The 23,869-nt window shown below is 43.5% G+C and carries 22 protein-coding genes and 1 pseudogene; 17 read left to right on the forward strand and 6 right to left on the reverse strand.

The window, feature by feature from the left end; translation table 11 throughout:
• The first annotated feature begins 61 nt into the window (after window positions 1–61).
• From MKX75_RS14010 to nspC, 5 genes are all read left to right on the forward strand, one after another.
• Window positions 62–955 (forward strand): TetR/AcrR family transcriptional regulator, encoded by an 894-nt coding sequence (locus tag MKX75_RS14010; protein WP_076331119.1) that lies wholly within the window; start codon window positions 62–64, stop codon window positions 953–955.
• A 218-nt stretch (window positions 956–1,173) separates the two neighbouring features.
• Window positions 1,174–2,433: a cytochrome P450 gene (locus MKX75_RS14015; protein WP_339170105.1), complete on the forward strand. Its 1,260-nt coding sequence runs from the start codon at window positions 1,174–1,176 to the stop codon at window positions 2,431–2,433.
• A gap of 164 nt (window positions 2,434–2,597) precedes the next feature.
• On the forward strand, window positions 2,598–3,056 hold the full coding sequence (locus MKX75_RS14020) for a nucleoside deaminase (RefSeq protein ID WP_076331121.1): 459 nt from the start codon (window positions 2,598–2,600) through the stop codon (window positions 3,054–3,056).
• A 546-nt stretch (window positions 3,057–3,602) separates the two neighbouring features.
• On the forward strand, window positions 3,603–4,841 hold the full coding sequence (locus MKX75_RS14025) for a saccharopine dehydrogenase family protein (protein WP_017688530.1): 1,239 nt from the start codon (window positions 3,603–3,605) through the stop codon (window positions 4,839–4,841).
• Window position 4,842: 1 nt separating this feature from the next.
• Window positions 4,843–5,970: a carboxynorspermidine decarboxylase gene (gene nspC, locus MKX75_RS14030; RefSeq protein ID WP_062834375.1), complete on the forward strand. Its 1,128-nt coding sequence runs from the start codon at window positions 4,843–4,845 to the stop codon at window positions 5,968–5,970.
• A 184-nt stretch (window positions 5,971–6,154) separates the two neighbouring features.
• On the opposite strand, the gene MKX75_RS14035 is transcribed toward nspC, so the two are convergent.
• Window positions 6,155–6,928, reverse strand: coding sequence for an SDR family NAD(P)-dependent oxidoreductase (locus MKX75_RS14035; RefSeq protein WP_062834376.1), 774 nt, complete (start codon window positions 6,926–6,928; stop codon window positions 6,155–6,157).
• Window positions 6,929–7,038: 110 nt separating this feature from the next.
• Here MKX75_RS14035 and MKX75_RS14040 point away from each other — a divergent pair, with 110 nt between their 5' ends.
• The 8 genes from MKX75_RS14040 (at window position 7,039) to MKX75_RS14075 (ending at window position 12,946) form a co-directional block, all read left to right on the forward strand.
• Window positions 7,039–7,395 (forward strand): MerR family transcriptional regulator, encoded by a 357-nt coding sequence (locus tag MKX75_RS14040; RefSeq protein WP_062834377.1) that lies wholly within the window; start codon window positions 7,039–7,041, stop codon window positions 7,393–7,395.
• 90 nt (window positions 7,396–7,485) lie between these two features.
• Window positions 7,486–8,358 carry a YitT family protein gene (locus MKX75_RS14045; RefSeq protein WP_036670902.1) on the forward strand — a complete coding sequence of 291 codons (873 nt, stop codon included), beginning with the start codon at window positions 7,486–7,488 and terminating at the stop codon, window positions 8,356–8,358.
• Between the two features lie 410 nt (window positions 8,359–8,768).
• On the forward strand, window positions 8,769–8,963 hold the full coding sequence (locus tag MKX75_RS14050) for a hypothetical protein (RefSeq protein WP_017688524.1): 195 nt from the start codon (window positions 8,769–8,771) through the stop codon (window positions 8,961–8,963).
• Window positions 8,964–9,146: 183 nt separating this feature from the next.
• Window positions 9,147–9,470, forward strand: a complete 324-nt coding sequence (locus MKX75_RS14055; protein WP_339170107.1) for a hypothetical protein — start codon at window positions 9,147–9,149, stop codon at window positions 9,468–9,470.
• A gap of 153 nt (window positions 9,471–9,623) precedes the next feature.
• Window positions 9,624–10,229, forward strand: a complete 606-nt coding sequence (locus MKX75_RS14060) for an AraC family transcriptional regulator (protein WP_339170109.1) — start codon at window positions 9,624–9,626, stop codon at window positions 10,227–10,229.
• Window positions 10,199–10,972: an iron-siderophore ABC transporter substrate-binding protein gene (locus MKX75_RS14065; RefSeq protein ID WP_339170111.1), complete on the forward strand. Its 774-nt coding sequence runs from the start codon at window positions 10,199–10,201 to the stop codon at window positions 10,970–10,972. Before MKX75_RS14060 ends, MKX75_RS14065 begins: the two co-directional genes overlap by 31 nt.
• 31 nt (window positions 10,973–11,003) lie before the next feature.
• Complete coding sequence (locus tag MKX75_RS14070) at window positions 11,004–11,576, forward strand: nitroreductase (RefSeq protein WP_339170114.1); 573 nt, start codon at window positions 11,004–11,006, stop codon at window positions 11,574–11,576.
• A gap of 236 nt (window positions 11,577–11,812) precedes the next feature.
• Window positions 11,813–12,946, forward strand: a complete 1,134-nt coding sequence (locus tag MKX75_RS14075; RefSeq protein WP_076331126.1) for a serine hydrolase domain-containing protein — start codon at window positions 11,813–11,815, stop codon at window positions 12,944–12,946.
• A gap of 78 nt (window positions 12,947–13,024) precedes the next feature.
• On the opposite strand, the pseudogene MKX75_RS14080 reads toward MKX75_RS14075, so the two are convergent.
• From MKX75_RS14080 to MKX75_RS14090, 3 genes and pseudogenes are all read right to left on the reverse strand, one after another.
• Window positions 13,025–14,187 (reverse strand): annotated as a pseudogene (locus MKX75_RS14080) (IS3 family transposase).
• Between the two features lie 126 nt (window positions 14,188–14,313).
• The gene (locus tag MKX75_RS14085; RefSeq protein ID WP_139331853.1) at window positions 14,314–15,282 is read right to left on the reverse strand and encodes a DMT family transporter; all 969 of its coding nucleotides are present in this window, start codon (window positions 15,280–15,282) and stop codon (window positions 14,314–14,316) included.
• 157 nt (window positions 15,283–15,439) lie between these two features.
• Window positions 15,440–16,000, reverse strand: coding sequence for a TetR/AcrR family transcriptional regulator (locus tag MKX75_RS14090; RefSeq protein ID WP_145149146.1), 561 nt, complete (start codon window positions 15,998–16,000; stop codon window positions 15,440–15,442).
• Between the two features lie 189 nt (window positions 16,001–16,189).
• Here MKX75_RS14090 and MKX75_RS14095 point away from each other — a divergent pair, with 189 nt between their 5' ends.
• Complete coding sequence (locus MKX75_RS14095; protein WP_062834384.1) at window positions 16,190–16,603, forward strand: cupin domain-containing protein; 414 nt, start codon at window positions 16,190–16,192, stop codon at window positions 16,601–16,603.
• Between the two features lie 554 nt (window positions 16,604–17,157).
• Here the strand turns inward: MKX75_RS14095 and MKX75_RS14100 are convergent.
• Window positions 17,158–18,012 (reverse strand): helix-turn-helix domain-containing protein, encoded by an 855-nt coding sequence (locus MKX75_RS14100; protein WP_062834385.1) that lies wholly within the window; start codon window positions 18,010–18,012, stop codon window positions 17,158–17,160.
• A 99-nt stretch (window positions 18,013–18,111) separates the two neighbouring features.
• On the opposite strand from MKX75_RS14100, the gene MKX75_RS14105 reads away from it, so the two are divergent.
• Window positions 18,112–21,294: a sugar-binding domain-containing protein gene (locus MKX75_RS14105; RefSeq protein WP_339170117.1), complete on the forward strand. Its 3,183-nt coding sequence runs from the start codon at window positions 18,112–18,114 to the stop codon at window positions 21,292–21,294.
• Between the two features lie 153 nt (window positions 21,295–21,447).
• On the opposite strand, the gene MKX75_RS14110 is transcribed toward MKX75_RS14105, so the two are convergent.
• Complete coding sequence (locus MKX75_RS14110) at window positions 21,448–22,017, reverse strand: TetR/AcrR family transcriptional regulator (protein ID WP_062834387.1); 570 nt, start codon at window positions 22,015–22,017, stop codon at window positions 21,448–21,450.
• A 187-nt stretch (window positions 22,018–22,204) separates the two neighbouring features.
• Between MKX75_RS14110 and MKX75_RS14115 the strand changes: the two genes are divergently transcribed.
• Window positions 22,205–22,639, forward strand: coding sequence for a nuclear transport factor 2 family protein (locus tag MKX75_RS14115; RefSeq protein ID WP_339170119.1), 435 nt, complete (start codon window positions 22,205–22,207; stop codon window positions 22,637–22,639).
• A 248-nt stretch (window positions 22,640–22,887) separates the two neighbouring features.
• A complete protein-coding gene (locus tag MKX75_RS14120) occupies window positions 22,888–23,865 on the forward strand; it encodes a LacI family DNA-binding transcriptional regulator (protein WP_339170120.1) in 978 nt (325 codons plus the stop codon).
• The last annotated feature ends 4 nt before the right edge of the window (window positions 23,866–23,869 follow it).

Below are 23,869 nucleotides of genomic sequence, written 5' to 3' on the forward strand. Positions count from 1 at the left end.
AGCTTCAACTCCAAAGGAATGAATGTTAAAATCAGAGAAAAACCTGGGGCGATGACGGGACATGAGTAGTCGTAAACAAAGTTTATTGGAAACAGCACTTGCACTATTTTTAGAGCATAGCTATGCAAATACAACAATTCAGATGATCTTGGATCAATCGGGTGTATCCAAAGGCACATTCTACAAATTCTTCAGTTCGAAAGAAGACTGTTTATATTCGATTATTGATCAGCGTATGCAAGAGGATGTTTTCATTCGTAAAGAGCTTGAGCAAAATCACTATACATCGGATTATGACTTGCTCGTAGATCAGATTGCTATTCCTATGTCCGTACCTAATAAAGAGCGAGTATGGGAATTATATTGGACTGGTTTTTATTCCGGGGAGATCAACTCAGCGAAACTAGCTACAGTTCAGCTAAATTGGCTGTCTACACGCTTGATTCAGGTGTACGGGAAGGACATCAGCTTGTATGCCAACGAAGGTGCAATATTGTGCTATGGCATATTACACCAGATTGCCAACACTTCGAGAAGTCTAAATACGCCAAAACCGGTATGGAGCGAAGTGGTTCCCAAAGTATTAACGTACATTGAAGTGATACTAAGAACAATGCACCAGAGAAATGAACATATTTTCGACTTTCAGTCTCTCTATTTCCTGAATGCGGACGAGCGTAACCGTGACATGGGGATGGATATCGATACTCTGCTGGAGGAATTGGAAGAGTTCAATAAGCGTGTTCAAAAATCCAAGGAATCTGCACCATTGAAGCAAATTTCGAAAGGGCTTTTGGCGCTTTTACAGGACAAAGAGGATTTAAATATTCCTGTAATTGAAGTTGTACTTCAAGCATTCCACAAAGAGTACAAATCCAATACTTTTCACGCAGAAGCCAATAGATTGACCGAAGCTTGCTGGTGGTTTTTGGAACTGGTGAAACAACGTCATTAATATGGGGGTTGGCCCAAAAGCCGACCTCTTTTTTATGTTTTTTGTGCTTGCAAATATAATGATTATACTAATCGTATATTAATAAAGTATTGGTATAACAGTTGTTTAGTGTAGTTATATCTATGAAATTTGAAATTAAATATACGAGTGGTATATAATCGAAATGAACATATATTTCCATAGATTTGAAATAACTTCACTTCGAAAGGAAGATTATTATGAATCATTCGAATAACCAGACATCAGAAAAAACAGAGTTTAATTTATTTAGCGAAGAAAATAGTAAAGATCCATTTGCTATATTTGCACAGATGCGTTCCAAAGGATCCGTTGTCCCGATCCCTAATCCGATGGGTGGAGCAGGGCAAACCTGGATTGTAACTCGGATGGACGTTGCCATGGAAGTGTTGAAAGATCATTCTCGATTTACGGTAGACATGAACTCTATTGATAGTGGCAATGATATTCGAAAGAATCTCTCAGGCGAGCTTGGCTCATCCGAACCCCAGACCTTTTTTACCGGAAAGTCGATGCTCTTTGTTGATGAACCGGATCACCGAAGACTCCGTAGCCTGGTTTCCAAAGCGTTCACGCCTAGGTATATGGAAAGCCTACGTCCACGCGTCCAGGAGATTGCCGATGAATTAATTGACCAATTTGAAGGAAAAGGAGAGATGGATCTTGTAAAAGATTATGCCTATCCTTTCCCAATCAACGTTATTTCTGAGATGCTAGGTATACCTCTGGAAGACCGACCTCAGATCCATGTATGGTCTGAAGCTATTGCGAAAGGTCTTGGTTTTGGTAAACAGGACCCTGCCGTAGCACAACACTTGCGATCATTCGCAGAGTACACCTCACAGCTTGTGGCGAATAAACGAGTAGAACCTTCAGATGACCTCATTAGTCAATTAATTGCGATTGAGGAGGAGGGAGATCGACTGAATGAAGATGAATTAATATCCATGATCACGTTATTGATATTTGCTGGACATGAGACGACTTCCAATCTGATTGCAACCGGCTCATATCTTCTTCTGACCCATCCCGAACAACTGGAACAACTGAAACAAGATCTGAATCTGGTTCCTTCTGCGGTGGAGGAGTTGCTGCGATATAACGGACCCGCCACTTCTTCAGGTCCTCGTTATGCAACGCAGGACACGGAGCTGGATGGACAATTGATTCAAAAGGGAGATGTCGTGATTCCCCTTCTGAAATCAGCGAATCGGGACGAGCAGCAGTTCACTGACCCCGAAGAGTTGGATATCGAACGCAAAATAAAACGGCATTTGGCCTTTGGACACGGCATCCATATGTGTCTCGGTGCTCCACTTGCTCGTGTGGAAGGGGACGTGGCATTTACTACTCTTTTACGTCGGCTACCGGATATTCAACTCAGCGTTCCTCAGGAAGAGATTCATTGGCACTCCGCTTTGTCATCACAGGGCTTGGCAGCATTGCCTGTGAAATTTTAATAGATTAACTTAGTGTAATTCACTGGGGTATGACGAATTTTCGTCATACTCTTTATTTGTAATGATGATAGAATGGTATGAACAAGAAGCATTTCAATGGAGTGAACATGCTTAATGTAAAAGATAAAGTCGAGTACATAATTTTTGTTATGGAGGTAAACCTTATGAATAAAGATGAACTTTTCATGCATAAAGCCATTGAAATTGCTCTGCAAGCTCGCAAAGAAGGAAACGAACCATTCGGAGCCATTCTGGTGAAAAACGGAGAGGTCGTTATGATTGGGGAAAATAAAATTAACACTTTTTGTGACCCTACACATCATGCAGAAATTGGTCTTATCCGAAAGTATTGTTCCGAACATCATGTGTTTGATCTAAGCGAATACACTCTTTATACGAGTTGTGAACCGTGTGTGATGTGTTCGGGTGCTATGGTTTGGTCGAATCTGGGGAGGCTGGTGTATAGTGTATCCCATGATCAATTAGCTGAAATTGCTGGTGGCAACATCATGATCGCGTGTGAAGAAGTATTCGACAAAAGTCCTCAAAAGCCAGAAGTAACAGGGGAATTACTTAACACAGAAGGCTTAAAAGTCTTCGAAGGATATCAATTTCATTCCTAGTTGTAATTCGGTCAAAAAATTATTTTTTGATAATTGCTTGATTTTTTTTTCAACGTCTGATAGTGTAAGACCTGTGATTTTGGGAAGTTGATTTATCAATATGAATTAGAGCTTTCCAGCAGATAATTTTTGACCACTTTCATCAGGAAGTTAAGGCCATACGGACAGCCGGGTCAAACGCCGATTGGCAACTTACGTTGCTTTATTGATTGAGTTCAAAGCTCAAATTTTATAAGTTGGTTACTTTACAACCAGTGCAATTGCACATCAACTTGTGAAACGGTCAATAAGAGTGGTAAAGGCGAATTATTTGCTATATAGACTCTGATCCAATATTGATATACATGAAGGAGCTTTCCGCCAAAGGAGTTCTTGTGAACTTTTTTGGTCATGGAGACTTCACGTCTTTTTTATGATGTATATCGATAAGCAAGTGTGATGATGCGCGATTGCGGGCATTTTTCACCTTGCTTTTTTTGTTGTCTTGTTGTTGTCAGCGTATTAAACCAATTTAAAAAAATACATATTGGGATAGGAGAATGTAAAATGGGAAAAGCACTAATCATCGGCGCCGGCGGCGTTGCTTCCGTGGCAGTACACAAATGCGTTCAAAACAGCGAAGTTTTTGAGGAAATCTGCATCGCGAGTCGTACAAAATCCAAATGTGATGAGCTCAAAGCCAAGCTGGACGGCGGAAAAACAAAAATTACAACAGCACAAGTAGATGCTGATAATGTTGACGAATTGATTGCTCTGATCAACGAAGTTAAACCGGATATCGTTATGAACCTGGCTTTGCCGTATCAAGATCTGACAATCATGGATGCTTGTCTTGCAACTAAAACAAATTACATGGACACAGCGAACTATGAGCCACATGATACAGCGAAGTTCGAATACAGCTGGCAATGGGATTACAAAGAGCGTTTTGAACAAGCAGGAATCACTGCATTGCTCGGAAGTGGATTTGACCCAGGCGTGACTGGCGTATTCTCCGCTTATGCCCTGAAGCACTACTTTGACGAAATTGAGTACATCGACATTCTGGACTGCAATGGCGGCGACCACGGCTACCCGTTCGCAACCAACTTCAACCCTGAGATCAACATTCGCGAAGTATCTGCGAACGGAAGATACTGGGAGAATGGTGAATGGATCGAAACAAAACCGATGGAAATCAAACGTGTCTATGACTTCAAAGAAGTTGGCGAGAAAGACATGTACCTGTTGTACCATGAAGAACTGGAATCTTTGGCAAAAAACATGCCAGGTCTGAAACGTATCCGTTTCTTCATGACATTTGGTCAAAGCTACCTGACTCACTTGAAAGCTCTTGAAAATGTAGGCATGACTTCAATCGAGCCTATTGAATATGAAGGCAAACAAATTATCCCACTGCAATTCCTGAAAGCAGTACTGCCGGATCCAGCATCCCTTGGACCACGCACTGTGGGTAAAACAAACATCGGTTGTATTTTCAAAGGCAAAAAAGATGGCCAAGACAAAACTTATTATGTTTACAATATCTGTGATCACCAAGAGTGCTACAAAGAAGTGGGTTCCCAAGCGATCTCGTACACAACAGGCGTTCCAGCTATGATCGGTGCAGCAATGGTTATGACAGGCAAATGGAACAAACCAGGCGTATACAATGTAGAAGAGTTCAACCCAGATCCATTCATGGAAGAGTTGAACAAATGGGGCCTCCCATGGGTAGAAGACTTCAACCCGGTACTCGTGGATGAGCTGCCAGAAGAAGTTAAAGAATCGGAGCTTGTTCGTTAAAATGCGGTTCGAGCAATTACCGACACCATGTTTTGTTGTTGACGAGGCGCTTATCGAGAAAAATCTGAAAATCCTGAACGGTGTTATGCAGCGTACAGGTGCCAAAATCGTGCTAGCTCAAAAAGCATTCTCCATGACTGCGATGTATCCGCTGATTGGTGAATACCTGAGCGGTGCAACGGCGAGTGGTTTGTATGAAGCGCGTCTGGGCCATGAGGAAATGGGCAAAGAGAATCATGTCTTTGCTCCAGCATACCGCGCAGAAGAAATCGACGAGATTCTCTCCATCTGCGACCACATTATTTTCAACTCATTTTCACAGCTTGCAAAATTCAAGGATAAGGCGCTTCAAGCTGGCCGTAAGGTCGGCTTGCGCGTCAACCCTGAATGCTCTACCCAAGAAGGACACGAGATCTACGATCCGTGTTCTCCGGGTTCGCGTTTTGGCGCGAAACTGGAGGATTTCGATGCAGACCTGTTGGAAGGCGTCTCTGGACTGCACTTCCACACGCTGTGTCAGCAAAACTCCGACGATCTGGAGACTACGCTGAATGCAGTGGTTGAGAAATTCGGACAATGGTTGCCACAAATGGAATGGATCAACTTCGGTGGTGGACACCACATCACACGTGAAGATTATGATATTCCAAGGTTGGAAGCTTGCATCAAGCGTATGCAGAACGACTATGGCCTGGAAGTATATCTGGAGCCGGGAGAAGCTGTTGCGCTGAACGCGGGTTATCTGGTGACCTCTGTGCTGGACTTCCATAAAAACGGTATGGACATCGCTATTCTGGATACTTCAGCTACGTGTCATATGCCGGATGTGTTGGAAATGCCATATCGCCCGCCGCTGATCGGTTCGGGAGAAGTGGGCGAGAAGGCTCATCTGTATCGCCTAGGTGGACAAACCTGTCTATCTGGTGACGTAATTGGGGATTATTCATTCGATCAGCCTTTGCAAGAAGGCGACCGTCTGGTATTCGAAGACATGGCGATTTACTCCATGGTGAAAACCAATACGTTCAACGGCATGCCGCTTCCAGCGATTGCAGTCAAACGAAAAGATGGCGATTGCGAAGTTGTTCGCGAATTCGGATATCAGGATTTCAAAATGAGGCTGGCATAATACTTCATTATATAGTAAGTATTAATATAGAATTGAAAATAAATACAAAAAAGGGAACCTGGAGACAGGTTCCCTTATTAACGTTAACTGAAGTTTAACGATTAGATTTAATAATGTTTATCAGTGAGGTTAGGTGAATGTTTACCGGTATTGAGCCGACTTAGTTTCGACTTCAGTTTTCGGGTTAATTTTGTGGTTTCGAGGCTGCTCGTGCAGCGTACGGAAAAATTGGTTCTCTTAGTTCAAAGTCATATGTTAACCCATCCACAATGCCGACCACGCTCTCGCTGTCATACAATTCAAGTAAAAATCCAGCCATTTGTTCTGCCGTATGGAACTTCGGAACTCTGCCTTCATATTCAAACTCGTCTACATTAAAGGAATGTTTCGCGAATTCCGTCTCGGTTGCAGCCGGAGCGAGCACTTTGGCCTGCATTGCTGCATTCTTGCCTTTTAACTCTTGCGCAAGTCCTTCGGTAAAGGCACTTACATAAAACTTGGTTGCGCAGTAGGTTACAGCATCGGCCACAATCGTATATCCTCCACCAGAGGAGATATTAATAATCTGTGTGCCATCTACATCTGCATAATCACGTACATACAGGGAAGAAAGAATCGTAAGAGCTTCTATATTAAGATGAAGCATCTGTTCAATCTTGGGTAGATGTTGTTCGCCAACGGAAGCAAAATTCCCGAATCCTGCGTTGTTAATCCATGTCTCAATGGAATAAGCCTGAAGACCTTCATAGAATTCATGCACATTAGCGGCAATGGACAGATCCACTGTACGAATGACAACATCCAGATCAGGATTAATTTCAGCTACTTTTGCTTTTAATTTGTCCAATTCATCGGTTCTGCGAGCTGCCAGAATCATATTTTTGCCACGAGCTGCAAAAGCTAAAGCCGCTTCATATCCAATGCCTGAACTGGCACCGGTAATCACTGTGTATTTCATGGAAACTCCTCCTGGATCTGATTTCATATTTATTGTGATATGACCACGAGTTGATTATACTGATTAGAGCTTACTCTAAGTCAAGCGGGAAAATGGAGGGGAGGTTAACCATGCATACCATTGGTGAAGTGGCAGAATTGCTTCATATTAGTGCGCATACGTTGCGTTATTATGAGAAGGAACAGATTGTGATTCCTCTCCGAGATGCCAGTGGAGACAGACGGTACAACGAGTCACACCTGAAATGGCTACAATTTGTGATCAAATTAAAAGAGACTCAAATGCCCATTGCGATTATTAAGAAGTATGCATCCTTGTTTCAGGAAGGGGAGCATACGGCAGCAGATCGTTTGAAGCTGCTGGAGGAGCATAAAGAGTCGATCCAAAAACAGATGCACATCCTTAATACAGCTGATGAGATGCTTGAGCATAAAATTTCGGCGTATCGAACGCTCATCGGACAATGAAGTAACACACACAAATGACGATCTATTGCCAAAACAGTGATTTTTATTATAGACTGTTTTTTATCGGTTGTTCATCAAGGGGGAAATGGAATGCATCAAAACAGAAAACAAAAGTCAAACAAGTTAAAGATCCTCTCCAAAGTATTATTGATTATCATTGGGGGATTTATAACGGCATATGGCCTGGAAGCCATATTGATCCCGAATAATGTCTCAGATGGTGGTGTCACAGGTCTGAGTATCGTAGGATCACAGTTGTTCGGATTACCACTGGGGATGCTCATCGGGATTATTAACATTCCATTTGTGTGGCTCGGGTACAAGCAAATCGGTAAAAGCTTCGCGTTATATTCGATCATTGGTATTGCTTCACTGGCAATCAGCACCAGTCTGATGCACCATGTACCAACCATCATTGAAGGCGATACCTTGCTCGTTACGGTTGTCGGCGGGATTATCATCGGTTTCGGTATGGGACTTGCATTGCGTAATGGTGGTGCATTGGATGGCATAGATATGCTGGCTGTACTCCTTTCGCGAAAAGTACCTTTTGGAACCAGTGATCTCATCCTGTTCCTCAACATGTTTGTCTTTATTGTCGTTTCAACCGTATTCGGTTTGCAAGGAGCGATCTTGTCAGGACTTGCGTATTTTATTGCTTCTAAAGTAATACATATTGTTGAAGAGGGATTGAGCGGCTCCAAAACGTTTAAAATTATTACGAATCAACCTGAGATCATGGTTGAAACCATTCGTGACCGTCTAGGTCGTGGTGCAACGTACACTGAGGCATACGGTGGCTACTCGAATGAACAATTCAAGGAAATCACTTGTGTCATTAACCGGATGGAAGAGAGTAAGATTAAAGATATCATTCATGAAATTGATCCGACTGCCTTTGTCGTCGTATACGATGTAGCTGAGGTAAGAGGCGGCAATTTCAAAAAGAAAGATATTCACTAATCACGTATTAGTAACTATAAAAACGCGCTGAGAGGATCTCTTAGCGCGTTTTTTTGTATTAGATATATTATTTATGAGAACCCTCAAAGCTATTTCCGGTTGCTCCAGCTAATATTTCTCACTGAAAATGGTACTGAAACTGCTGTCAACTCCTTCAATAAACAAAGGCACAGCATAAACATTGCCGATGTCTGACAAATCCTGATTCAAATTCATATTTGTAATCCACGTTCATAGTTTCTAACAAACCCATCTAACATGTAGTGGCTCTTATATATTACACGATCAGATACAGTGCTTGAGCATATATTATGTAAGGTTCCTGGTGTTAATGCATAAGCATAGCTCTCTTATGGAAAACTTCTGTAGTACGAATCATTGCATGACTTAATAAATGGGAGGTTTGCATAGTGACAAAGCAGGACCCGCAAGAGCTTTTGAAACAAAAACACGAACTGGATGAACAAAAAAGACAGTTCACTAATTTTTCCCGAAATATTTCCGGTCATGGTGAGGTTGAAGCTGGTCAAGAGTTCAGTGTTGACCGGGTACCAGATGACCAAAACCGTATGAAATCGGTTGAGAACAGACGCGGCGAAGTTTAAAAAGGTAGAACGTAAGCCGATCCTTTTTCATGGATCGGCTTTTTCTTGCGTAGCATGTTATCGAATAGGAAGATATATGTTGTAGTTGAGAATGATTATCGATAGAATGGAGAAAAGTGAAAATATCCGCTGATTTTGCTGATTTTTTGCTAACTTAATGGGTTGTGGAAGGTGAAGGAAGAGATGCACGTAGAAGAGCATGTGAAGTTATGGAATCTGGCCTCAATTAAAATATGGGATGTGCGTCACGTCGTCGTGCGTGCTGGCGAACCCATCCATGCCTATCGATTTCCAATTAGCGGGTTTATCTATACAGTTCGCGGTAATGCAACGATTACGCTGGATGACACGATGTACGCGATCGATCAGATGCAAGTCTTACATGGAGGCAAGGGGGTATGGATGAATATCTCCCTGAACGAGGATTCATTCGAGTTTTATTTGATGTTTTATCGGGCTAATTTGTCGTTAACCAATACTCGTGAGAATCAAGCTCTGCTCAGGTAACATGTCCCGTTTCATGTGCAATATGCTTTTGCCCCAAGCTATCCCATTGACTTATATGATAAAGTCCAAAGAATAGAGCAACATTGGGAACGGACGGATGCGTTCTCGAAATTTCAGGTAAAGACGTTATTTTATCAATTCATTAATGAATTAATGAGGCAGTTAAGTACACAAGGGATTGATACTGCCAAACCCGATCTGGTAGCTCAAGCCGTTCGTTATCTTCATGAGAACTACATGTTGCCCATTATGGTCGATCCGCTCGCAGAAATTCTGGATTGCAGTGCAGGGCATCTGTCGAGAACGTTCAAGAAAGAGACAGGTAGCAGTCTGATTACCTATTTAACTCGGATACGGATGTACAAAGCCAAGGAGCTGCTGTTACACACAGATGCATCTCTTCAGAAGATTGCCGAGGCAATCGGCATTCCGGATGTGATCTATTTTAATCGATTATTTAAAAAGCATGTTGGCCTTTCACCAGGTCGTTTCAAACAAAAATGTATCGCTCTGCCAACCGGTCAGAATAATGCTATCCGAGAATCAGAATTGTCCATTGTCAGTCCCCTTCTCAGGGCAATTCAGCAACAAGCAGTAATGGAACAAACGGTAACAATGCTCCAACCACAGAAGTCGCGCAATCCACCGAATCAGCAGTACAGGAACGTGTTGTTAAACATCCTTGGGGAGAAACGGTCATCAAAGGTGATCCTCAGCATATTATTTCGTTGTTCCCGGCTGCAACGGACTATTTGTTAGCACTCGGTATTGTACTCCAGGCAGCATCCAGTAATGAGGAGGGAAGTGATCAGTTTCCTACCTACCTGTCCGATCAACTACAAGGAAAAGAAAATCTAGGCTGGCAGGTTGATCCCAACTACGAAAGCATATTGGCGGCAGAGCCAGACCTGATCATCGGTCAGGATTTCATGAGTGATGCCTATGACAGCCTCAGCAAAATTGCGCCTACCTTGCTGGCAGAGAAGCTGCAGGACGAGCAAGGTATTATTCGTATGAAAACCAGCCTGTTACATATGGGAGATATGTTAGGGAAGACGGATCAGGCCAAACAAGTCATTGAAGAATACGAGAAGAAGGCTGCAGAAGCCCGCGAGAAAATCAAGCAATCCATCGGAGACGAAACCGTAATGTTCCTGCGTTTATCCGATAAAGAAGTGCGTTATTACAGTAAAAGAAACTATGAAGTTCTGTACGACGATCTCGGCTTGACACCTCCTGCATCCATACCTGACCCGACGGATTCAATGAAAGTAATCTCCATGGAGTCGTTACCATCGATTAATCCGGATCATATTTTCCTGTTGTCATCAGATGAGAATGAAACGACAGAATTGCAAAAAACAGCAGTGTGGAAGAGCCTGAATGCTGTTAAAAATAACAATGTCTACATCGTTGAATACGGCTTGTGGTTCCAAGGCCCCGGAGGACCTATCGGACAGACCAAGATTATTGACGAAGCGGTAAACTTCCTTACCCAATAAATAAGCAAACGAGACAGGAGGATTAACACATATGGAAACGTCCTTCGTGGAGAAGCTCATTCGTGAACGAAGAACTATTCGTCAGTTCAATGGCAAACCGCTGGCGAAAGAAACGATCATACACTTGCTCGAAGCTGCCGTGTGGGCACCCGTGCATTCCCGTAAAGAGCCTTGGCGCTTCATTTTATTTGTGGAAGAAGGTCGGAAGCAATTCGCTGATGCCGTACTGCATACGTTCTCCAAGGATGAGCAAGAGCGCTGGGGAGAGAAGTTGCAAAAAGACTATTGTGAGTCCATCCAAGCTCATCTCCTTGTTGTGATCGAGGCTGATCCTAGACAACGGGTGTGGGAAGATGCTGTTGGCGCAAGTGCTGCGCTTATTCAGAATTTACAAATTCTGGCATGGGAGCAGGGTATCGGCGTTGTGTGGAAGACAAATGAATATAATTTCGATCCTGATTTCTACTCCAAGACCGCTGTGAGACCAGGAGAGAGAATTGTTGGCACACTTCATCTGGGGTACTTTGATCAGGATAAGATTCCCAAGCCTCGTCCTCGTACTCCAGTAGAAGAGTTATTGACCTGTGTCTCTGTGGCACTTTAATATGTTCAACAGACATACCGCATTGATTCAGATATTTTACGCCGTTAAGCCAGTTTACGGATTCGTCGTCAAGAGAACTGTAGTTAACCGGTTATCCCTGATTACGATCATTGAAGCAATATAGGTGGTGGTCAATATATGTAAAAGGTCGTATATTATTAATATGTGGATTGTAGCAGTGAACATGGACCACACCGCAAAATGATATACAATTATACATAAAAGGACGGGGAAACATGGACTTTAAACCGCTTGCTTCATTTATTGACCGCATGACATCCTGGCGTATTCCGTGGGCAGAAGTGCTGGTGATGCATCGAAATGATACCGTTTTCCATTACCGCAATGGCTTCGCTAATCTGGAGGAGAAAACGCCGATCGGCGATGGAGCGATCTTCAATCTATACTCCATGACCAAAATCATGACCTGCGTTGCAGGCTTGCAACTGGTGGAGAGAGGGGAAATGCTGTTAAGCGATCCGTTGTCCGATTATCTGCCAGAGTATGCTGAGATGACAGTTAAGAAAACGATGGCAAACGGAGAGATCCGACTGGAAAAGGCGACAAGAGCCATTACAGTACGTGATTTGTTTACCATGACTGCCGGCTTCTCCTATGATGTTGGTAACCCCAGCATTCAGGAAGCAGTCAAAAGAACCAACGGAACATTGCCGACACGTGACTTCGCGAAAGCGCTTGCGAAAGAACCATTGCTGTTTGAACCAGGGACACACTGGAACTACAGCATGTGTCATGATGTGCTCGGAGCATTGGTGGAAGTGGTAAGTGGCAAACGGTTTGGTACGTATCTGCGGGATGAAATCACTGGACCACTTGGCATGAAGGATACGGCGTTTAATCTGAACGATGAGCAGCAGTCGCGCCTGATTCCGCAGTATGCGTACAATGATGAGCTTGAGAAAGCTGTACGAATGGATGGCAATGGATTCCGTGTGGGTACTGAGCTAGAGAGCGGCGGTGCAGGGTTGCTATCCACCGTTAGCGATTATGCACGTTTTCTGAACGCGCTTACTGGTCGTGGTATAAGTCCAGAAGGCGTACGGATTTTGTCTCAAGCTTCAGTGGAACTGATGCGAACAGATCACCTAAACGAGATGACCCGCGGTGATTATTCCTGGGATCATATGTATGGATACGGCTATGGACTAGGTGTCCGGACACATATCTCCAAAGCAGGCAGTGGCTCACTTAGTCCCCTTGGTGAATTTGGGTGGAGCGGCGCTGCTGGTTGTATGGCCATTATTGATCCGGATTCAGAACTTACGGTCATGTATGCACAGCACCTGCTGAACAGTCAGGAGCCGTACGTTCAACGACGCTTACGTAATGTCGTGTATTCCTGTATGTAAATCGTATTGGTATATACATGAAAAGCCGCTAATATGGTCATAACCCTGTCAAGTAGACAATACAAAAAAAGACAAGATTTAAGCTGCGGCCGTTTCCCGGTATTCTACTGGGGAACGGTCGTTTAGTTTTTTCTGAAATCGGTTTTGGTTGTAAAACAATATGTATTCGCTTACTTGCTGTTCAACCTCCGCTTTGTTTGCCGCTGTATTCAAATAAATTTTCTCAGTCTTCAAATGAGAAAAGAACGACTCGATACAGGCATTATCTAAACAATTCCCACGCCTGGAGTGACTGCCTAGGATGCCGAGTTGTTTCAGTTTACGGTTAAATGGCTTCGAGGTATATTGAAATCCTTGGTCCGAGTGCAGAATTACGCCACTCAGATCCACATGCTGACAGAGTCTATCCAACGTGTTATGGACCAAAGCGAGGTCATTTCGTTCAGAAAGATGCCACGCTACAATTTCGTTATTGTATAAATCCTGGACGACAGAGAGGTACACAAAATGTTCTCCAGCACGAATATAGGTAATGTCGGTAACCAGCTTCGTTCGTGGCGTATCCGCCTGAAACTGGCGCTCTAGCCGATTCGGGTTCACCACAGAAACTTGTTTTCCAAAGAATCGACGTTTCTTTCGAATGACAGAGCAGATGCCTAATTGTTTCATTAATCGGTACACCTTTTTGTGGTTGACCCGAAGGCCTTCTCTCCGTAAAGCTACCGTCATTCGAAGGTAACCAAAGTAGGGATGAACGCGATGGATGGCAAGCAGATGCGATTCCAATTCATGATCCTTTTGTCTACGTTCGCTTGTCGCCTGTCTGCTTTTTCTCCACTTGTAATAGCCCGAACGGGAAACCGCAGCTAACTTCAAGAGCCAAACCAGGCGATGGTGTGCTCGTAGGTCCTCTATAATTTGAAATCTGGCATCTTTACTCGTCACTCCTTGTGTAGATTTGGATACTGCTTTTTTAAGTATTCAATCTCCGCCCGCAAGTAGGCCATCTCTTCTTCCATACTAGAAAACTTGGTTCTAAGGCGTCCCCGTTTGGATGGAGCAGGTTCTAGACTCATTCCCTGTTTCGCTTTTGCTGCCCACACTTGTACCTGAGATTTATTTTGAATATTTAAACGTGTTGCTACTTCACGTATGCTCATATGTTCCTCGTTGACCAGCCGGGCCGCCTCCAATTTCAATTCCAAGGAGTACCGCCGGAAAGTTTGTCCTTTTTTAGCCATGAAAAAAATCCCCTTCGTTTGACAAGATTAAGTCCATCTTAACAGATGTCTTTTTTCTTTTGTCTACTAAAAGGGGATAATACCAATTAGCGGCTTTTTTGTTGTCCATGGAAGTGGTTGCGTAGTCTATTTTATTGGAGTGTTATTAGAGCTTTGCACAGAACGTACACGATTGACTAAATAAATGCCGACCGACACAAACAGCAATGCAGCCAGATTTTTCAGTTCCAGAATCGTTTCACCTAAGAATAAAGCCGATAACAATGCGCCAAATACAGGGATTAGGAAGTTGTACACAGACACTCTTCCGACCTTGTTGTACTTGAGAAGCATATTCCACAAACAAAATGCGACGGATGACAGTAAAGCCAGGTAGATCAAGTTACTAGTGGATTCCAGAGTAAAATGAGTGACCCGACCGCCGAGTGATAAACCTAACAGCGTAAGTACCAGTCCTCCGACGAATAAGCTGACACCTGTTATGATCAGAACATCGATCGTAGCTGTGAGACGTTTTGCATAAAGGGCCGTAACGGAGAAAACAAGTGCTGCTATAATCACGAAGCCTTCGCCTGTGAATGAAAAGGAAAAAGCAAGCAGATCCGTATGGAAGTTTACGATGATTACACCAACGAATCCGAGCAAGCAGCCAACGATTTTATTTCTGCTTAATTTGTCATTCTTATAAATGAAATGGGCCAGAACAACACTGAAAAAGGTCGTAGTTGCATTCATAATGGAGCCTTTGACACCCGTCGTATTGGCTACGCCAACGTAGAAAAACATATATTGCAAACCCGTTTGCAATATACCTAACATGATAAGGCCTGTCCACTGAGGCCTGGACAATTGGAGTTTCTGTTTTCTAACGATGCGAGACAGGAGCAAGAGCAGCATACCCGCCAATGTAAAACGGTATCCGGCAAATACATACTTGGAAGCAATATCTTCCGGCAGAATGTTAAATGCGATATATCCAAGTTTGATGGACGGGTACGCACTTCCCCATAACAAGCAACACAGGCTTGCCACGAGCATGACAAAAATAGGATCACTAAACTTACTTGGTTTCTCAAGGGTATTTCTCTCTATCACTTTCGATCTTCTCCTCGCATTTCATGCACATATGTATGTACGAATCTAATATCCTCACAAACCATATCACATAACGCCAATGTTTGTAATGATAATTAATAAACCGCTCCCCAGGTGGTTAGATTATAAAAGAGGAACGGTTCATGAAGCGTCTTTGTTATAGATTCCTTTCTAATAAAATCCCAACTTGTTCTGCAACAGTATGAGGTTGCCGGGGTAATCCATTGGTGAAATAGGATTCCACGATACCAACGATCGCTGTACCAAAGAACGTAAGAATAACTTCTTTCGTTAGTCCTTTATTTTTTCCCTCCGTTATATTCACCTCATCTTCCAGTTCTTCAATGACGAGAGCGAGGAAGCGACTGCGGAAAAAAGGGGCTCCTTTACTCCGTAACATAGCTGAGAAGAATGAATAGTGAATTTCAAAATAATCGAACCAAAGTACATTGCTTTCTATAAAATCCAGATCGGATGCTTCCTTGCACAATCTTCTTAGTTCATCGATATGTTCTTCGATTAATTTATCCAGCAAGTCGAATTTGTCCGAATAGTGATGGTATATCGTTCTGCGGCCGACATTAGCATGATCAGAGATATCCTGCATCGTAATGGTATCGAAAGGTTTCTCGTTCATGAGCTTGATAAAAGCGGATTTGATCGCTTCCTGAGACTTAAGTATTCTTCGATCTGTGATAGAAACGATAGTAATCACCATTCTTTCCAGAGAGTAATTGCACAAATGTTGTCCCCTTGCGCAATAAGGCACAGATCAGGTTCATTTGATCCTTGCAGAGGCAGTACAATTATTTTATATTATACACGAATGTGCGATATCGCACTTATGTGTTTTTTTTGAACAATGGTGAACATAATTCGTTAAATTAATTCATTGGAGGTACTCGAAGTGGCTAAGCATGAAGAAGTTAAAGATGGAGTTATTTTCCCGGTAGGAGAGAAAAACGAAGCATATGCACAATATTTTGTAGGGCAAAGTTATCTGCAATCCTTGGTTGCTGATCCCAAAGTGAATGTGGGGGTTGGGAATGTAACGTTTGAACCGGGATGCAGAAATAACTGGCATATCCACCGTGGTGGATTTCAGCTGTTGTTAGTGACTGGTGGAGAAGGTTGGTATCAGGAAGAAGGAAAACCTGCACAATTCCTAAAAGCCGGCGATGTTATTGTGACTCATGATGGTGTAAAACACTGGCATGGGGCCGCTAAAGATAGTTGGTTTGAACATATTGCGATCACTGCGGGTACACCGGAATGGTTGGAACCTGTGACAGATGAAATTTACGGAAGAGCTACAAAATAAGCGGTGAATAATATGAACAGTAATATGGCGAAAAGGTGACTGAATGTCATCTAGTAAGCCTTCTGTAATGATAGGGAAATCAAGAAAAGCCTTACCGGGAACGGTAGGGCTTTTTCTGCTTACCACTTATAAAAGAATGATAAGGAATACTAGGGATAGAATTCCTATCTGTTAATTCAATAATTGTTATTACGATCAAGGATATCACGCAAAAAGCGACCATTAATCGAGCGACGTTTTACTACCATTTCTTTGATAAATATGACCTGATGGAAACCGTGTTAAATGAAGATATATTGCGGGAAGTTTTAACAGATGTGACTTCGCATGAAGCTTTAACACCAAAGGTCTTACATGATATATTCATTAGCTTAATCACTTTTCAAAGTGGGCTGGCTAATCAGTGTTCACGAAGTTATGAGGCATTTACACCTAAAATTGAAACGGCTATAAAGGAAGCGATGGGCAGGGCATTTAATAAATTGCTGAAGCAACAGTATTCAACATGGCCAACGGACAAGTTAGAATTGCATAGTATTATGCTTAGTTGGAGCTTATATGGCTTCCCTATATTTCTTCCGATAGTTCGATGGGGAGACTCCAAAGTGGTTGGAGAATTGCCGGGAGAAATAGTCGGGTGAATGGAAGCCAACCGCCAGAGCAATCTCGGTAATGGGCCTGAGGGTATATTGAAGTAATGGTTCAGCTTGTTTCAAGCGATACTTCATTAACGTTTCCATGATGGAATCTCCCACTTGTTCCTTGAACAAATGAGACAGACGGGAAGGGGATAAACACACCCTCTTGCCCAAATCCTCGATAAGAATATGATCCATGTAATGCCGAGATATAATGTTTAGCACTTCCTGAACGCGTGAATCCAGTTCCTTTTTCGATTGATGCTGACTGGCGACCAACAAGATGACCTCTTCCAGTGCATTCAATGTCAGCTCATCCCTCAACATGGAATCCTCGTATAATCTGTAGGAGATCACTCTGCTAAAAGCCGATTCAATGGCTCTCCGGGAGCTTTCCTTATCGATATGGAGTTGAAAGATCGGGCCATCTGTATTGCTGGAGGGTATCCAATCCATCCAAGGTAGACGTGGAATGAAGTGAGCCCACATTTTATCCCATACATGTCCTTGCTCGGTGAAATAGTCTTGTGCGGTTCCAGGAGAGACAATGGTCAATGTTCCTGCTGTACAGCTCAGGTATCCACTGGCTCCATTATGAATACGTCCTTTTCCCGATAAAGTATATATGATTAGCCAATCCTTGGTTCCTTGTGCACGATAACAGGAGTAACCATAGGGTTGAATATAGTGGTCGGACACCAGAATACCAGGAGGATGTGTGTATTGTTTTTTTGTTTCAAATATAGCAGGATCGTCTGGTTTGTTAGCCATATCTTCATTCCTTTCGCTACAATACTTATTCTAAAATAATATACGAGAATCACTTGGAATGAAAGCGTTCTATATTAGTGGAAATAAGAGGTGAACCGCATGTCAGATCAGCAGCATAACAAGAGAATAGTTCAACTTGCGGGGGAGTGGAAATACGTACTGGATCCCCAGGATATCGGCGAAACCGAACGATGGCACGAGTCGTTCGTTTCCCAATCAAAGCATCTGGTAACACTCCCTGGCACGCTGACAGTAAACGGCATTGGAGACAAAACGGAATGGGGCGATGAGATGGATCGGGATACGGTCCGTTCTCTGCGGCAGCGGCATTCCTACATTGGATCAGCATGGTACGAATATGAAATCCATGTGCCTGCTGAATGGGCTGAACAACGGTTTGTCATATATCTTGAGCGGATCATGTTTCAATCCACCTTATGGGTGAACGGTCAACTTGCCGGGCAGCAAGATAGTTTATCGGTTGCTCATGAATATGACGTGAGTACATTCATTCAACCTGGAAAGGTCAACCGGTTCACCCTTCGGATTGATAATCGGGATGTTCAGAATCTGGGTAGTCATTCGAGCGCTTATACAGAAGAGACGCAGACGATCTGGAATGGAATTATAGGCCGGATGGAGCTACATATTTCAGAGCCATTCTGGATCAATAATATACAGGTCTTCCCAGAGCCGGATCTGCGTTCCGTTGTAGTGAAGGGCACATGCCATAATAAAACCGATACTGAAGCTCATGCCAAGTTGCGAATATCCGCGCATATCAAACATGGCGTAGCACCGAATGCGATTCCTGACATAGATAAAAGCATCCTTGTCTCCGCCGCATCCTCTGAAAACTTTGAATGGAAAGTGGATATGGGTGAAAACCCCTTGTTATGGGATGAATTCAATCCCAATATCTATGAGTTGAGAATAGAAGCAAATGTATTATTGGAAAAATACAGACCGATTCACATTGCAGAAAATCAGACATTTGGCATGCGATATTTTCATCGCAAGGACAGAGAATTGCAGATGAATGGAAGGCCTATCTTTTTGCGAGGAACCTTGGAGTGTTGTATCTTCCCACATACAGGTCATCCGCCGATGGACATTGAATCTTGGCTCAAGCTGTTTCAGGCAGCTAAGAACTATGGATTGAACCATATCCGTTTTCACTCCTGGTGCCCACCTGAAGCAGCATTCGAAGCAGCTGATCAATTGGGGGTCTACCTGCAAGTCGAGTCTCCCATGTGGATGGATACGTGGAATATGGCAGTTGGGGCGCACCCAGAGCACTACACATACTTGCCTCAGGAGGCTCGACGAATTGCTCATGTCTACGGGAATCATCCTTCCTTTTGTATCTACAGTAATGGCAATGAATTGAATGGTGACTTCGACCTGTTGCACTGGATGGTAGAAGACTTGAAATCGTTCGATGACAGACGTTTATACACGCTCACCACGAACTGGGATCGGCAGCTTGATGCAGCAGATGATCTGTTTATAGCCCAATCGGTTGATGGCATTGGTGTTCGCGGGCAATATTTCCCGGAAGAATTAGCGTTGTCCACGCAGCTAGACTTCCGAGACGCCGTAGCCAATCGACCTGTACCTGTTATTTCACATGAAGTGGGACAGTATGCTGTCTACCCGGATGTACAAGAGATGGAGAAGTATAGCGGTGCATTGCGTCCGGTTAATCTGGAGGTCATCCAAGCAGATATGAAGAAAAGAGGCTTGCTTGGTAACCTTCGTTCATTCGTCCACGGTTCAGGCATGTTGGCGCTGCAACTATATCGCGATGAGATCGAAGCTGCACTGCGCACGCCGAGTCTTGGAGGATTTCAGTTGCTGGATTTGCATGATTTCCCTGGTCAGAGCACCGCAACTGTGGGTCTGCTTAATGCATTTTGGGAATCAAAGGGCTTAATCGAACCTCAACAATTCCGAGAGTTTTGCGGGCCAACGGTACTGCTGCTTCGCATGCCGAAACGGATCTATACGAATACAGAGCTGTATGTGGCAGAGATCAACATTGCTCATTTTGGAGTAAAGGAACTTCAGCCGTCCTTCATTCAGTGGACAATTGCAGATGGGCAGGGCCGCATACTCGATTCAGGTTCTCTGCTTACAGATACGATTCCTCTTGGATCAGGTCAACCGTTAGGTCGCTTGGTATCAGACGCGCCACATCGAATACAGAAGAGCGATAGACTGACGATATCTTTGGAACTGGAAGGTAGCGAAATACGAAATGAATGGCCGATCTGGGTATACGAATGCTGCGTAGAGGATCAGGAACTTCCTCAGGGCATAGTGGTAAAACGAAGTCTGGACAAAGGAATGGAGCAGACCCTTGAAGAGGGAGGGACCGTTTTATTTCTGGCCAAAGATAGGGACTTAAGAAATACGACCCCAGGGAAGTTCTATCCGGTGTTTTGGAGTCCGGCACATTTTGCAACTGAAGCTCCATGTGGCATTATGGTTGATGCTGAACATCCGGCCTTGAGCGACTTCCCGACAAGGAAGTACGCGGAATATCCATGGAAGGACCTGCTGGAGCGATCCGTAACTCTTGTGGTGAACGATGATATTGCATTTAACCCGATTGTTCAGGTCATCCCCAACTTTGTTCATAACCGAAAACTGATGAATCTTGCGGAATATACCGTTGGAAATGGAAAGCTGATCATCTGCGGAATCGATATCGAGAATGATATGGACAGTCGACCTGTCGCAGCGCAGCTTCGCAGAAGCTTAATCGACTATATGTCCTCAGATTCTTTTGCCCCCAAAGTATCGATGGAGTTGAAAGAGCTTCGCCAATTGCTTGAGAAGAATGATCAGCCTGCCCTGACAGGAACTGCTGATTTATGCACTTCGGAGCATGAGCTTGCCTGCGGGAAGTTCGCATCAAGCGATAGCATGAACGATGGCAATGATGCCACGTATGGAAACGATGGTGTCGATGAGACCTACTGGCAGGCACAAGACGATCATCCAGGCCACTGGTGGCAGGTGGATTTGTTAGAGGAACGTTCCATCATAGGAAGCAAAGTAAGATTTCACGAGCAAGGTAACTTCCTATACGTGATTCAGGTTTCAAGCGATGCAATCGAATGGCGTGTGGTCGTTAACCAGACGGGGCAGACATCACATGAACAGACACGGATGGATCATTTTGAAGCAAAGGGCAGGTATGTAAGAATTGTATACAATGGGTTACCGCAGGGAGTTAAGGCAGGACATCGTGCATTTGAAGTGTACGGTAGCTGATCCAAGCAAAATGAAATGAAGGAAAAATAACGTTACTCTCAAGTGACGTTTTTTTTTCATGAAACAGTAAGAGATACGAATTATTTGCGTAACATAAGCTTAGTATTCTAGGGCGCATTTCAAAACTGTTTCCTTCGAAGTTTCAGGCACGACCTAGTTTATAACTTGGTTTCTTTTTAGAAGCCCCCATAATTGTTCCGCCACATCTTCCGATGACTGAGGCATATCATTCATAATCCACCATTCGATGATGCCGACAAAGGCTGATGCCATAAATTGAGTGACGAATTCTTTGCTGTAGCTGCTATTGTCACCATCCATATTGATGTTAATCCTTATGTGCGTTGTCACGAGTTCCAACATCTGTTCACGGAACGCAGGAATTCCTTTGTTAGAGAGCATTGAAGCGTAAAAACGATGATGCTCTTCGAAATATCGGATTACAGGTAGAAAAGAGGATTGAATGAGATCAACCGTTTCACCATTCGCATTCGTTGTCGTGGTTGCGGATATCATTTTGTTTAAGTTTTCTTCGATGCACTTGTTCAACAGATCATACTTATCACTGTAATGAAAGTATACCGTTCCCCGATTAATGTTAGCTCGATCAGCAATCTCGTTGATTGTAATGTCCTCAAAATTTTTCTCGGCAATGAGAGAAAGAAAGGACTGGAAGATCGCTTGTTTCGTTTTGACCACTCTTCGATCGATTTTAATGTGCACTTGGTAACCTCCACCCCGAGATATCTAACACTTTGTTATTGAACGTTGGATATCGAACAAAAAGCGCCAGATTAACGATTGTAGTTATTTTTGTACTCCTTATAATAATCAATAAGTCATACTTATTCAACAAATGTTGGATTACAAAATGCTATGGCTCAGACGATACATCAAGGAGGACAATGATATGTCACTGGAAATTTTACAAGCAAAATCCGAATTGAGAGATTTGGTGGACTCGTATGCTACATTAACCGATGCCAAAAGAATTGCAGATCAGATGCTCTTATTCACACCGGATACAAGATTCAAAGTATATTTTGGTGATCAACTGATGTCCGAAGTAACCGGAACCAAGCAGCTGCAAGAAGAGTTTAACGGTCATGTGGCGCTGGTGAAACGCTATTTCACAACGAACGCACAGCATGTAGTGAACGTGGAAGGTGATACTGCAACAGGCGTTGTATTTTCTCAGATCAAGATGGTTAGGGACGAAGATGGCAAAGAAGTTCTCACGGATTATAGTGTTCAATATCATGATGTTTATGTTCGCCAGGGCGAAAAGTGGTTGATACAGGAGCGTACTTCACAATATATCATCATCGAAGCAAGACCACTGTAAGCATAATGACATACGCAAAATAATAGTTAAAGAAATGATGAGGGCGTTAACTGATGCTCTCGTCATTTTCTATGTTTTGCAGCATGTTATTTCAAGCGTCGAACAGGCGGTGTGGCTTGGATTTGCAGGTATTGCAGTGTGTTCTCCAATGGACTTGGAGAAATTTCCAGAATGAAAACGCTTGTCAAATTAAAAATAATATGATAATTTAGTGTCTGTAACCGGTTACACATAGAGGAGAGCAACTTATGACAACAATTAAAGACGTAGCTCAGCTGGCTGGCGTATCTGTAGCCACCGTATCCAGGGTCATTAATGATAGAGGTTATGTTCATGCGGATACACGCAAGAAAGTCGAAGATGCTGTGAAGGCGCTTAACTTTTCGCCAAATGAAGTGGCTCGCTCATTATATAAGCGCAAGTCCAAACTGATTGGCCTGTTGTTACCGGATATTACCAACCCTTACTTCCCGCAGTTGGCCCGCGGCGTAGAGGACCGGATGCAGGAGCAGGATTATAGACTAATATTCGGAAATAGTGATGAGGATGAACAGAAGGAGCAAGATTACATCCAGACGTTTATCCAGAACAACGTGGTGGGTGTGATCTCTTCAACGAACTACCCTCATTCTTCAATATATGAAAAACTGAAGATTCCTGTCGTGTTTCTGGACAGAACTTCACTGGATCGTCCATCCGTGTATGCGGATGGCAGGGAAGGTGGAAGACTAGCTGCAAGGGAGATCATCAACCGCGGCAGTCGTCGGATCACGGTTATGCAAGGACCGTCACAGATCAGACCTGCGCAGGATCGCTTCGAAGGCGCGATTGAAATCATCCGTGATGCAGGGCTAGACTATCACGTCATTCAGACGACCTCGTTTTCGATTAACGAGGCAGGGGTATGGGCTGAAGAATTATTCAGGAAATATGCTGACACAGACGGAGTTATTGCCAGTAATGACATCGCAGCTATGGCCGTACTGCATGAGGCAACACGAATCGGAAGAAAGGTTCCTGATGACGTACAAGTGATTGGTTTCGATGATATTCCGATGAGCAGCCTGCTGTCACCGGCACTATCCACCATCCGTCAGCCAGCATACGAGATGGGAAGAGAAGCAGCGGGATTACTTATCCAGCTTGTGGAACAAGCTGCAATAGAGAACAAAAACATACAGTTGCCCGTCAGCTTCATCGAACGGGGCACAACGAGAAAGGTGTGATCAG

The sequence above is a fragment of the Paenibacillus sp. FSL R5-0341 genome, from assembly GCF_037975235.1.
Taxonomy (GTDB): Bacteria; Bacillota; Bacilli; order Paenibacillales; family Paenibacillaceae; genus Paenibacillus; species Paenibacillus amylolyticus_A.